The 12,484-nt window shown below is 61.6% G+C and carries 12 protein-coding genes; 5 read left to right on the top strand and 7 right to left on the bottom strand.

Annotation, left to right across the window (positions count from 1 at the left end; all coding sequences use genetic code 11):
• The first annotated feature begins 134 nt into the window (after window positions 1-134).
• The 4 genes from N5D61_RS15905 to cydB all read left to right on the top strand — a co-directional run bounded on the left by N5D61_RS15905 (window position 135) and on the right by cydB (window position 5,227).
• The gene (locus N5D61_RS15905) at window positions 135-359 is read left to right on the top strand and encodes a DUF6555 family protein (RefSeq protein WP_108240207.1); all 225 of its coding nucleotides are present in this window, start codon (window positions 135-137) and stop codon (window positions 357-359) included.
• A gap of 113 nt (window positions 360-472) precedes the next feature.
• A complete protein-coding gene (locus N5D61_RS15910) occupies window positions 473-2,827 on the top strand; it encodes an FdhF/YdeP family oxidoreductase (protein ID WP_279893484.1) in 2,355 nt (784 codons plus the stop codon).
• Between the two features lie 9 nt (window positions 2,828-2,836).
• Window positions 2,837-4,213, top strand: a complete 1,377-nt coding sequence (locus N5D61_RS15915) for a cytochrome ubiquinol oxidase subunit I (RefSeq protein ID WP_279893485.1) — start codon at window positions 2,837-2,839, stop codon at window positions 4,211-4,213.
• A 9-nt stretch (window positions 4,214-4,222) separates the two neighbouring features.
• Window positions 4,223-5,227, top strand: a complete 1,005-nt coding sequence (gene cydB, locus N5D61_RS15920; protein ID WP_279893486.1) for a cytochrome d ubiquinol oxidase subunit II — start codon at window positions 4,223-4,225, stop codon at window positions 5,225-5,227.
• Between the two features lie 23 nt (window positions 5,228-5,250).
• On the opposite strand, the gene ligD is transcribed toward cydB, so the two are convergent.
• From ligD to N5D61_RS15955, 7 genes are all read right to left on the bottom strand, one after another.
• Entirely contained in the window at window positions 5,251-7,845 is a 2,595-nt protein-coding gene (gene ligD / locus N5D61_RS15925) for a DNA ligase D (RefSeq protein WP_279893487.1), read from the bottom strand.
• A 13-nt stretch (window positions 7,846-7,858) separates the two neighbouring features.
• Window positions 7,859-9,028, bottom strand: coding sequence for a glutathione-dependent formaldehyde dehydrogenase (locus N5D61_RS15930; protein WP_279893488.1), 1,170 nt, complete (start codon window positions 9,026-9,028; stop codon window positions 7,859-7,861).
• Complete coding sequence (locus tag N5D61_RS15935; protein ID WP_279893489.1) at window positions 9,028-9,879, bottom strand: SRPBCC family protein; 852 nt, start codon at window positions 9,877-9,879, stop codon at window positions 9,028-9,030. The genes N5D61_RS15930 and N5D61_RS15935 overlap by 1 nt, the downstream gene beginning before the upstream one ends.
• A 234-nt stretch (window positions 9,880-10,113) precedes the next feature.
• Entirely contained in the window at window positions 10,114-10,332 is a 219-nt protein-coding gene (locus N5D61_RS15940) for a PLD nuclease N-terminal domain-containing protein (RefSeq protein ID WP_279893490.1), read from the bottom strand.
• Between the two features lie 95 nt (window positions 10,333-10,427).
• Window positions 10,428-10,688 carry a hypothetical protein gene (locus N5D61_RS15945; protein ID WP_279893491.1) on the bottom strand — a complete coding sequence of 87 codons (261 nt, stop codon included), beginning with the start codon at window positions 10,686-10,688 and terminating at the stop codon, window positions 10,428-10,430.
• A gap of 13 nt (window positions 10,689-10,701) precedes the next feature.
• The gene (locus N5D61_RS15950) at window positions 10,702-10,896 is read right to left on the bottom strand and encodes a hypothetical protein (protein ID WP_146749644.1); all 195 of its coding nucleotides are present in this window, start codon (window positions 10,894-10,896) and stop codon (window positions 10,702-10,704) included.
• Window positions 10,897-11,118: 222 nt separating this feature from the next.
• Complete coding sequence (locus N5D61_RS15955; protein WP_279893492.1) at window positions 11,119-11,448, bottom strand: chorismate mutase; 330 nt, start codon at window positions 11,446-11,448, stop codon at window positions 11,119-11,121.
• Window positions 11,449-11,878: 430 nt separating this feature from the next.
• Here N5D61_RS15955 and N5D61_RS15960 point away from each other — a divergent pair, with 430 nt between their 5' ends.
• Complete coding sequence (locus N5D61_RS15960; RefSeq protein WP_279893493.1) at window positions 11,879-12,367, top strand: DUF6030 family protein; 489 nt, start codon at window positions 11,879-11,881, stop codon at window positions 12,365-12,367.
• Window positions 12,368-12,484 lie beyond the last annotated feature (117 nt).

The following is a 12,484-nucleotide window of genomic DNA, read 5'->3' on the forward strand; positions in this document are numbered from 1 at the left end:
AAAACACTTGCTGGCCGTTTCGGTGTTGTTCGCGAGGCGATCGCCCCGCGGGGGAATCGCCGTTCCGTTCTATTGTTCCAGGTATCAGGCGTGTGGAGCGCCAACGGATATCGAAGCCTTGGGAAGTCAATTCAATGCAACCGACGCAGCACTACCGAATCGATTACCTCTTCCATGGAAAGTCGGCATGGTTTTACCTCTGTGCCCCCAGGATGGATAACGCTGAAGCCTGGCACTGGGCTGCCGTGGACGCTGGCATGGCGGACATTCCCAAGTACCGCTACGACAAGGTGCCCAAGGTGTCGAAGCCCAAGGCTGAACGGCTCGGTATCGAGCAGGTGGTGTGGAAACCCGCATAAGGGAGGCGACAAGGCCGCGCGAGGTGCCTCCGCCGAGCTGAATCAGCGAACCTTTTCCTCTGGCTCGTTTCGTAACGTTTAGAAACAACTAACGAGATCGAGGGGCGCGGCACATGGACCTGATTCACCGAACGGCACATTATCGACCTTACAAATCGGCGGCAGGCGGGTGGGGGTCGGCCCGTTCGGTAATGAACATCCTGTGGCGGGAGCAGGCCTTGGTGCCTGCAACGCAGGCACTTCTGAAGCAAAACAAGCCCAAGGGCTTCGCTTGTGTGAGTTGCGCCTGGGCCAAACCGGGTGACCCCCATGCGTTGGAGTTTTGCGAAAACGGCGCCAAGGCGACGGCTTGGGAGCTCACATCGCGACGAACCGACCCCGGGTTCTTTCAGCGATATACCCTGTCCGAATTGCGCACCTGGTCCGACTACGCCCTCGAGCACCACGGCCGGCTGACGCACCCGCTGCGTTACGACCCTGCAACGGACCGTTATGTGGAGACGCCCTGGCAAGACGCGCTGGAAGCGATTGGCGCGCAATTGACCCGTCTGGTTCCGGACGAGGTGGTGTTCTACGCCTCAGGGCGTGCGTCGCTGGAAACCTCGTTCGTCTACCAATTGTTCGCTCGGGCCTATGGCACCAACAACCTGCCCGACAGTTCGAACATGTGCCACGAGAGCACGTCGGTCGGTCTGCAGGAAAGCATTGGCGTGCCGGTGGGCACCGTGACGCTGGCCGATTTCGAGCACACCGATTGCCTGTTTTTCTTCGGGCAGAACGTGGGCAGCAACAGCCCGCGCATGCTGCATCCCTTGCAGGAAGCGCGCAAGCGCAGGGTTCCGATCATCACCTTCAACCCCATTCGCGAGCGCGGGCTGGAACGCTTCGTCAACCCGCAATCCCCGACCGAGATGCTCGGCCCTGCGTCCACCGTCATCAGCACGCAGTACCATCAAGTCGCGATCGGCGGCGATACCGCCGCAGTCATGGGCATCGCCAAAGCACTGCTGGCCATGGACGAACACGCCCGACAAACGGACGCGCCCGCGGTCATCGATCATGGTTTCATCGCCGAGCACACGGACGGCTTCGGTGAGTTCATGAATCGGGTCAACCAGTCTGCCTGGCCTGAACTTGAGCGCCGCTCCGGGCTCAGCCGTAATGCGATGGAAGCCGCGGCCACCGTCTACGCCCGCAGTGAGCGGGTGATGATCGTTTACGGCATGGGCATGACCCAGCATCGGCACGGCGTGGAAAACGTCCAGATGCTGGTCAACCTGCTGTTGTTGCGCGGCAACATCGGCAAGCCCGGGGCGGGCATTTGCCCTGTGCGCGGCCACTCCAACGTGCAGGGTCAGAGGACGGTGGGTATCACTGAAGATCCCGCCAAGGTGCCTGGCGACAAGATCGAGTCGCTGTTTGGCTTCAAGGTGCCTGCGCACAAAGGGCTGGCCACCGTCGACGTCTGCGAGGGCGTGCTCAGCGGTCGCGTGAAGGCGTTCATCGGCCTGGGCGGCAACTTTCTGCGCGCGGTGCCGGATACGTCGCGGATGGAGCCAGCGTGGGAGGCTCTCACGCTCAATGTGGAGATCGCCACCAAGCTCAACCGCACGCATCTGTTCCCAGGCCAACAAGCCTGGCTGTTGCCGTGCCTGGGGCGCATCGAGGTCGATCGGCAATTGGGGGTGGAGCAGGTTTATACCACCGAAGACAGCACCGGATGCATTCGCGCCTGGCGCGGCAGTGCCGAGCCGGCCAGCGAACAGTTGAAATCGGAAACGGCGATCATCACTGAACTGGCCGAAGCCACGCTCGGAGATCGCGTGCGCGTCCCGTGGCTGCATTGGCGCAACGACTATGCGCTGATTCGTCAGGCGATCAGCGATGTCTACCCGGACATCTTCCACGACTTCGAGACGCGCATGTGGGAGCAGGGCGGGTTTCATCGGCCTCTGGGCGCGGCGCAGCGGCAATGGGCAACGCCGTCGGGCAAGGCCCTGTTCATTACCCCCAAAGGGCTGGACGAAGACGACGATGTCAGCGCTAGCGAGGCGGACCGCGATGTCATCCAATTGATGACGTTGCGCAGCAACGACCAGTTCAACACCACGGTCTATGGCTATGAGGACCGTTTTCGAGGCGTCAAGGGCACTCGCAGCGTGGTGTTCCTCAACCGTAACGACATCGTGCGCCTGGGTTTCGCACCCGGAGAGTGGGTGCGGCTGGTCACCGCGATCGACACCGACGTGCGCCGCGAAGCCGGTCCGTTTCAGATCATCGCCTATGACATCCCGACAGGGTGCGCGGGGGCCTATTACCCAGAGTGCAATGCGCTTATCCCGCTGGCCCATCACGCCGAGCGCAGCAAAGTGCCCGCCGCCAAGTCGGTGCCGATCCGGCTGTTACGGGCTGAACCGGATGCGCAGGCGCGCGAACGTGCCGTGCCCGAAACGGATCAGGTCGTCTGAGGGTGGGTCGTGGAACTCGCTGACTCGGCCCTCCTGGCCGCCCGTGGGCAGTTTGCACTGACGATCGGCTTCCACATCGTGTTGGCGGCTTTCAGCATCGGGCTGGCCAACTTTCTGATGGCGCTGGAGTTAGGTTGGCGGTGGGGCGGGCAGCGCCTGTACCTGGATTTGTATCGCTATTGGTCCAAGGTGTTCGCCCTGAATGTCGCCATCGGAACGGCGTCAGGGCTCATCATCGAATATCAGTTCGGATTGAATTGGTCACGGTTGGCGACTCAGGCGGGTGAAATCCTCGGGCCGATGATGTTCTACGAGGTCATGGCTGCATTTTTCCTGGAGGCCGGCTTTCTCGGCATCATGCTGTTCGGCATGAAAAAGGTCGGGCCGGGGCTGCACCTGTTTTCCACCTGTGCGGTGGCACTGGGCTCGGTGATCAGTGCGTTCTGGATTCTCGCCGCCAATTCCTGGATGCACACGCCCGCTGGCTACGCCATTGCCCCCGACGGCCGCTTTGTCGCTGCGGACTGGTGGGCCATCGTTTTCAACCCCTCCTTTCCGTACCGCTTCACTCACATGATGCTGGCGACGTTTCTGGCTACGGCCCTGTTGGTGGCGGGCGTGGCCGCATGGCACCTGTTGCGCAATGCTGAGGATATGCGCGCGCGGTTGCCTTTCTCCATGGCGCTGTGGGCGGTGGCGATACTGGCGCCGTTGCAGGTGATCGTCGGTGACCTACACGGCGAGCACACCCTGACCGTGCAACCGCAGAAAGTGGCGGCGATGGAGGGCTCGTGGACGCGCCCGGCACCGGGGGAGGGCGAGCCGCTGCGCCTGTTCGCGATCCCGGACATGGGCGAGCGGCGAAATCACTATGAGGTGGCGATCCCTCGTATCGGCTCGTTGTATCTGCGTCATGATTTCAGCGGCACGATCCGTGCCCTCGATGAATTTCCTCCTTCGGACATTCCGCCCGTACCGGTGGTCTTCTGGGCGTTTCGTCTAATGGTGGGCTTGGGCGTGCTGATGGTAGGCCTGGGCGTCGCCAGCCTGGTGCTGCGCTGGCGAGGACGTTTGTATCGCGCCCGTTGGTTGCATCGTTGTTGCGTGTTGATGGCCCCGACCGGTTTCGTGGCATTGCTCAGTGGCTGGGTGGTGACCGAGGTCGGTCGCCAACCTTTCACGATTTATGGCGTGTTGCGCACGGCGGACAGCGTGTCGGCGGTCGCTGGCAGCCATGTGGTGGGATCGACCCTGTGGATAGTGGCGTTTTACCTTGTCGTCTTCGGCATCGGACTGGGCGTCTTGCTGCGCACACTGAGCCGCCCCGTACGGGCAGACGAGCAAGGCCCCCAGCCGACCTTACCCCAGGAGATCGGTGCTTCATGAGGTGTGCGAATGGAAGCGCCTGACTGGCTGATCTGGCTGTCGGCAGCGGCGCTGGGGTTCTCGGTGCTCAGCTATGTGCTGCTCGACGGCACCGACCTGGGCACCGGTATCTGGCTGGGCCTGACTCGGGATGGCACCGAACGGCGTGCCATGGCGCTGTCCATCCTGCCAATCTGGGACGCCAATGAAACCTGGCTGGTCTTGGGCGGCGGGGGGCTGCTGGCGCTGTTCCCCAAGGCGTACGCGATTCTGGTGCCGGCGCTGTACTTGCCCTTTATCGTGATGTTCACGGCGTTGATCGTGCGGGCCATGGCCCTGGAGTTTCGCGATGAGGTGAGTCACCCACAGGCCAAGCGAAGCGTCGATGCGTTGCATATGGTTGCTTCGGTGCTGGCCGCAGCCTGTCAGGGCGTGGTCCTGGGTACGCTGGTGGTTGGGGTGCCGACCCAAGGGGGGCAGTTCAGCGGGACCGGCTGGGAGTGGTTCAATGCGTTCAGCCTGTACAGCGGTGCCGTGCTGGTCCTCGGTTATGGATGGTTAGGTGCGTGTTGGCTGAACTGGCGTTGTGTGGGGTCATTGCAGCAGCGCGCGAGAACGGTGATGGCTTGGCTGGCGCTGGTCACCTTGCTTCTCTTGGCAGCGCTGCTGCTCTGGACGGCCAGCCTGAACCCCTTGTATGAGGAGCGATTGAGCCACCACGGACTGCTGGCGGGGGCGGTGGGGGCGACAGGCATCCTCTACACAGGATTCTTCCTTGCCCTGCACCGCCGCCGCGCTTTCGCACCGCTGTGCTTTGCCTTGGCCGTTTTCGCAGGGGCCTTCTTGTTGATGGTGTTGACGCTTTACCCGTTCATCGTACCGCCAGTGCTGACGCTGACCGATGCCGCTTCGAGCCCCGCCAGCCAGCGGTTCATGCTCGTGGGTTTCGCGGTGCTGATGCCATTGACGCTGCTTTACAACACTTTCGGCTTTCGGGTGTTCAGCGGCAAGGTCCGACCGCTGGCCGACCGCTGAACGAGGCCGTGCCCGGCAGGCGCTCATTTAAGGCCCACGCGCCGACGCATCTCAGCAGTGATGGTCTGGCGGGTCTGCGCCATGTCCGCCCAGGGATCTTTATCCTGCTGGGCAAGGCGTTCATGCACGTTGCGGATATTCCAGAGATTGGCGCCTTTGATTTCGCTGACCTCTTCGCGATGGATCGGCACGGAGACCGACAAGCCTTCGCGCGTGCGCACCGAGTAAGCGCTGATGGTCGTGGCACCAAGCCCATTGCGCAGGTAGTCGATGAAGATCCGACCGACCCTGTTCTTGGGCCCGGATACCGCTGAAAAGCGGTCGGGGAGCAACGCCGCCATGTGCTTGACGATGGCGTGGCTGAACGATTTCACCGCATCCCATTCCGCTTTCGGGGTCAGTGGAACGACGATGTGAATGCCTTTGCCGCCACTGGTTTTGAGGAAGCTCTGCAAACCCAGTTCGTCGAGTACCGCCAGGGTCAGTTGCGTGGCTTCGACCATCGCTTTCCACGGCAAGGCTGGATCCGGGTCGAGGTCCAGGACGAAACGGTCGGGCCGCTGCAGGTCCGCCCTCACGGCGTTCCAGGTGTGCAATTCGACCGCGCTCATCTGCACCGCACCGATCAGCGCTTCGAGGTGGTTGATCAGCATCACCGGATGCCCGGTGTGTTCCTTGCCCATCGTCTCGATACCGGGTATTCCCAGGCGCTCGGCGTTCTTCTGGAAAAACAGCTCCCCGGTAATGCCTTCGGGTGCGCGCACCAGCGCAACGGGCCGCGCCTGCAATTGCGGGAGAATCCAGTCAGCCACCCGGATGTAGTAGTCGGCGAGTTCGCGCTTGGTCGCACCGCTCGCGGGGTCGATCACTCGATCCGGATGGGTGAGGCGAATCTTGCCGGAGGTGCGTGGGCCCGCCTTGTCTTCGAAATCCGACATCGAGGGTTCGGTGTGGGTCCTGCGCCTCGCTGTCGGCTTGCGCTTCGTGGCGTCGGGGACCGGGCGTTCCTCGGTGATACCGCGTGCGGGTTTGTCGTTACGTAAGCCTTGGAACACCGCGTGGCGAACTGAACCCTCCTGGGTGATCTGGGCAAAGGCCACTTCGGCCAGCAGGGTCGGTTCGAGCCAGTGAACGCCTTTGGCCTCGAACCCGGTGGGCGGATTTACAACGGCCGCATTGCGCACTTCCAGCGGCCTCAACTGGTCATGAATCGTTTTGAGGGTCGCGTGATTGAAGCCGGTGCCCACCTTTCCGGCGTACCTCAGTTCGCCGCTTTCGCTGTCATGCAGCCCCAGGAGCAGGGCACCGAACGCGTTTCGGGTGCCTTTGGGCTCCGTGTACCCGACGACCACGAATTCCTGGCGCCGTTTGCATTTGAGCTTGATCCAATCGTCGCTACGCCGAGAAACGTAGGGACTGCCGACCCGTTTGCCGATCAGACCTTCCATTTTCATCTGGCACGCGCTGTTGAGCAGAGCATCCGGGGTTTCACCGAAGTCTTCGGAGAACCTGAGAACGTCGTCCTCACGGGCCTCCAGGACTTGCGCCAGGGCCGCGCGACGCTGTTCCAAGGGCGTCTCGCGCAGGTCCATCCCATTTAGAAACGGGAGGTCGAAGAGGTAGTAGACAATGTTGCCGCTGCGGCCGGCCTCGAATGCATTTTGCAGCGCCTGAAAGTCCGGCACGCCGTCTTCGTTGGCCACCACCATCTCACCGTCGAGCCAGGCGGACGCCAGGCCGAGCGCGGCAATCGCTTCGGCCTGGCGTGGCATTTTGTCGGTCCAGTCGTGGCCGTTGCGAGTGAACAACTGCACAGCGCCGTCTTCCACCCGGGCCATGATCCGGTAACCGTCGAACTTGATTTCGTAACGCCAGTCACCGGCGGGAGCGGACTCTACCAAGGTCGCCAGTTCCGGCTTTAGGGTGTCAGGCAACGCGGCGGGTCGGACATGGCTGAGGGCCGTGCTCTTTAGTGGCTTGCGGGGTGCCGGCACCTTGTCGACGGGTTTCGGCCGCGCCGCCTTGCCACCGCGCTTTCGGGGCACCAGCGTTCGGTCACTGAGCACGCTGTCAGGTAACGCCTTAACCACGTCGTATTGGGCTTCGGGACGGGCGAATTCATCTTGGTGCTTGATCAGGAACCACTGTTCCTGTTTGCCGGGCATGTGGGTCCTCACCAGGTTCCAGATGCCGTTGAGCTTCTCGCCCTGCAGTTCGAATTTGAGTCTGCCTTTCGCATAACCCGCGAGCGGATCGCCGAGTGGCCTCCAGACCCCGCGATCCCAGACGATCACATCACCGGCGCCGTAATGGCCCTCGGGAATGTGCCCCTCGAACGAGGCGTAATCGAGCGGGTGATCTTCGACATGCACCGCTAGCCGCTTGGTCTGCGGATCCAGCGATGGACCCTTGGGCACTGCCCAGCTTTTCAGCGTCCCTTCCAGCTCCAGACGAAAGTCATAGTGCAGTCGGGTGGCGTCGTGTTTCTGGATACAGAACTGAAGCGCATGCGCCTCGGCGTTCTTCTTCGAGCGTGCGTCCGCGGTGTGCACGCCGGAGGGTTCCGGCGTGGCGACGAAGTCACGTTTGCGGTTGTACTCGTCCAATGCCCGGGTCATCGATGGGTCTCCCTTACGGCTGGAATACCGCCCGCAGGCATTCTTCCTTCTTGTGTTTGAACAGCGCGTAGCCTTCCACGGCGTCTTCGAGCTTCATCGGATGGGTCAGCAGGTAGGCCGGATTCAGCTCGCCGTTTTGGATGTGTTCGAACAGGCGTTGCGCATAGCGCTGGCCAGGTTGCTGGCCCGACCGCAGAGTCAATGCCTTATTGACGATGGCGCCCATGGGGAATTTGTCTAGCACGCCGCCATAGACTCCGACCACTGACACCGTCCCGCCTTTGCGGCAGGCGCGGATCGCCTGTCGCAGCACCGTCCCGCGTTCGGTATGAAGCCGCAGCATCTGCTTGGCTTTATCGTAGGCGTAATCGAGCTCGGTGCCGTGGGCCTCCATACCCACGCAGTCGATGCAGCGGTCAGGACCGCGCCCGCCGGTCAGCTCCAGTAAGGCCTCATGGACATTGGTGGTCTCGTAGTTGATGGGTATCGCACCGCCGGGGTTTTCCGCCAAGCGCAGACGGCTCTGGAAACGGTCGATGGCGATGACCCGTTCGGCGCCTAGCAGGTACGCGCTGCGAATCGCCATCTGGCCGACGCCGCCACAGCCCCACACCGCTACCGTGTCGCCAGGCTGGATGTCCGCATTGTCAGCGGCGAAGTAGCCAGTGGGAGCGGCATCGGAGACGAACACGGCTTGATGATCAGTGACGCCGTCCGGCACCACGAACAGGTTGGTGTCGGCGAATGGCACGCGGATATAGGTAGCGTGGCTTCCGGCATAGCCCCCGAACGCGTGGCTGTAGCCGATGATGCCGCAGCACGGCTGCCCGTATGCGATGTCGGTGGCGCTGGGGTTGGGGTTGGAGTTGTCGCAACAGGAAAAGTCGCTGCGGCGGCAATGCTCGCAATGGCCGCAGCCGATGATGGAAATGGTGATCACGCGGTCGCCTTTCTTGAAACCGGTGACACCCGCGCCGACTTCCACCACCTCGCCGAGGAACTCGTGACCAATGATGTCGCCCGGCTTCATCGCCGGCACGTAGCCACCGAGCAAATGCAGGTCCGACCCGCAGACGGAGGACAGGGTGACTTTGATGATCGCATCGCGAGGGTTGAGGATCGTCGGATCCGGTACGTTATCGACTTGCAGATGGTTCGGGCCTTGCCAGGTCAATGCACGCATCACACACCTCCTTGCTGAACGGCGACACCGGTCTTGACCGTATCTTCTTCGCCGGATGGCTCGTTGTGACCGCTTCTAGAAGGCTCACCGGCGGATGAGGGCATGTAGAAGCCATCGCCCCCTGGTTCGGGGCGCATGTCATGGGTACTGACCTCACCGGTCTCCAACTGTTGCTTGATGCCATGCAGCAGATTCAAAAGCGCTTTTTCGGTGAACAACGACAACGCCGCGACGATCGCATGGCCGAGTTTCCCGAGCAGCGGCTTGCCGACGATGATCACCTTCACCTCGGTGCCGCGATCGGCGGGAGCCTCTTTGAAATACACCGATACATCATGTTCCCAACGCGCCCCGGCGCCTGTGCTCCATCGCAGCAGATCGGACTGCTCCTCGACGAGTGTCAGCGTCCAATGGATTTTCCGGCCGCGGGGCGCGTGAGCGGTCCACACCCAACGCTTGTCGCCCAGCGCCTCGACGTGGTCGATCCAGGACACCAGCGGTGCGACATTGTGCGGATCTCGAATAAAGGCCACCACCTCGTTCAAGGGTTTGCCGATGGTGATGCTGCGGGTGACGGCGTTGCTATGGGGCCAGCCATGGTCGCGGTCGAACGCCTCCTCATAGGGCGTGGGTGCGAGGGCTGATTTGACCGGGCAGTGCCCGTAGGCGCCCCTGACGACACCGTACAGGCCAAGCCCGGCCTCCATGGCACCGCTGAATCCGCCACGGCGCAGGCCGTCGAGCAGCACGGCAGCGCCCGCCACCAGGGAGACGGTGCGCTCCGTGGCAGGCAGGCGTGTGGCTTGTTGGTCGGGATGTGATCGGGTTGCAACCAAGCGTGAATCGTTCATTTGTCTGTCCTCTCGTCTCTAATAGACGGGGTGATCACGGAGCGAAAATGCGACGCGATGAGGGGTAGAAACGGGTGGGCAGAGAACGGTTCAGGCTTTTGCAGGGTAGAGAGACCAGTGGACAACCGAAGGCCGACAGGGCCGTTTGGCGAAGCTAGGCACCGTAAACCTGCGGGCCGAAGAGAGGGGCTGCCGACAGCGGCGACAGCCCGTTATGGGTCGAGCGTCGGGTGATCAGCCTTTGCTGTGCTCTTCGGAAGTCGGCGGTTCGGCGATACCACGTGGGCCTGCGATACCCCAGATGACCAGTCCCACGACGGGGAACACCAGGATCAATACCGTCCACCCGATTTTCGTGCCAGATGCCTTGGAGGAGCGCCACACGCTGGCAATTGCCCACAGGTCGACCAGCAGCACGATGATCGAGATACCGATTGAAAATACGCTTTCCATGTCCCATTCCTCGTCTTGACGTTGATTAGCTTGGCCTCAGGGCCCTTGTGGGGTGGAGCGAATCCGGGGCAGATGAGTTCACTCCGATGCCGCGGTCAGGGATCAACGGTGCGAGATGGCAGGCCGTCGTCTTGCGTGGCTTCGGCCAGGGTGGTCAGCGTCTGTTCCATGTCGCCGATGGCAGTCTCCAACTGTTCGAAGCTGAGCATGAGGCTTTGTCGGGTATCCACCGTCTGGTGGCCGCTGAGCTGCTTCGTTTCGGCCAGTTGCTGACGTTCCAGGATCTGGATCGAGCCTCTCAGTGCCCGCAACAGTTCAGCGATGTCGTGCAAGGTGTCACGGCTTGACTGGCTCATGAGCGGCTCCGTATCAGCGCTTCTGTTCCGACGACGGCTGATCGGGCTGTTGCATCTGCAAGGATGGCTTGGATTGATCCTTCGCCTTGTCGCGGTTGTGATCGTTGTCGAAACAGCCAGAAAAGCTCAACACACAGCAAAGCCCTGTCACGGTGAAAATGATTTTTCCCAGCCGGGCGGTGGCTGATGCCCGATTTGAACGGCTCATGTTCATGATTGCTCTCCACTCTAAGAAAGACGCGCGGTCGCGCATGCTTCATGGGATTGGCTGAAAACGGCGCATGTTTCCAGCAACCCCTTGGAAAGTGATGGGCGGTTGAGTTGTCGAGCGATTTGCACACAGTGCAGCCCACCCGGCGCATCAAGCCGTGGGCTGCGTGTCGAGACGGTCGGGAGGGACGATATTCGCCCCGAACGCCCACGTAGCAGGTCAGGCCTCGCGATGCGGGGAGGGCGCGCTATCTGCCATTTGGGTGGCAATCTGGCGATGGCGCTGCACCACTTCGCTGATGACGAACGCCATCAGTTTTTCCACGAACCCAGGATCCAGGCCCGCTTCTTCGGCCAGCGCGGTCAGCCGCTCGTACTGGCGCCGTTCCCGATCATCGTCAACGGGCGGAAGACGATGCGTAGCCTTGAGCACGCCCACTTGATCCGTGCAGTGAAAGCGCTCGGCAAGCATATGAATGAGTGCTGCATCAATGTTATCGATCGTCTGCCGGAACATCGTCAGTTGGTGGGTAACGTCAGGTGTGTTCATGAATCCCTCATCGAAACGGTTGGCAGCGCCTCGCGGTCCAGGGGCCGCACGGGTGTGCGGTTCCCTTGAATGCCGCATGCCAGGACTGCTGTACAGCGGAGAGACAGCGGGCATCCACACGCCCGAATGTCCGAATCTTTTACAACCTACTAGAAGGTAGGCATCACCGCAACCACGATCGAAATCACAGTTGAGGCTTCTGGACCTGGCTTTTTACAAGGGATTCAGCGGTTAGCAGAAGTGATGACGTCAAAGCAACCGGCTTGACTGTGACCCTACTAGAAGGTAGGTTGCGCCGTGTTGTGCGGTGTTAACGAGACGTTGAAGTCATCGGACTGTCAGGCAGGTAAACCCGCCCCCCGATGTACGCATCCGATCACCGGAAACGCTTAAACGAATACAAAAATCAGGGCGAAACGGGAGAGCGGTCATGAAGCTGAGATACATGGCAGGGGTTGTAGGGCTGTGCTGCTCTATGGCATGTCTGGCGGACCTGCGGCCGCAGTCAGCGGCGCAACTGTGCACCGCATTGAACGACACGCAACTGCGCGCCAATGAATGGACCGCGCGCAAAGATGGCCAGGAAGGTTGCAGCAGTGGCGCGAGGCCCGTGAAGGCCGATCGGGTCGATGGCAACACGATCTCGTTTTCCGCAGAGGGGGCCGAGGGCATACCCCGTCGCGTCAAGTTGGTGCTGAATGTGGTCCTGCCGTCGGACGAGGACGCCGCGCGACGAGAACTGATCAAGGCCACTAAACGCCTTTCGGTGCGTGCACTGGGCCTGTCCATCCCCCATGCGTTCGACGAGGCGATCCTCAAAGGCACGCCGATCAACCTGGCAGTGGGCGACGGCCATGCAAGCCTGACTCGAACGGTGGTCAATAAACAGAATTATGTCTTGTCGGTGGTGATGGAATGAACGAAGGTCCAAAGCGCTGATCTGGGAACTTGTCAGCAGGCTGTGCAGACAGACAACAACCCACGGTCGCTGATAGGAATAGGCAAGACTTGCAGACAATTCCCCATGGGCAGCGCT

It is taken from the genome of Pseudomonas sp. GD03842 (genome assembly GCF_029841165.1).
Lineage (GTDB): Bacteria > Pseudomonadota > Gammaproteobacteria > Pseudomonadales > Pseudomonadaceae > Aquipseudomonas.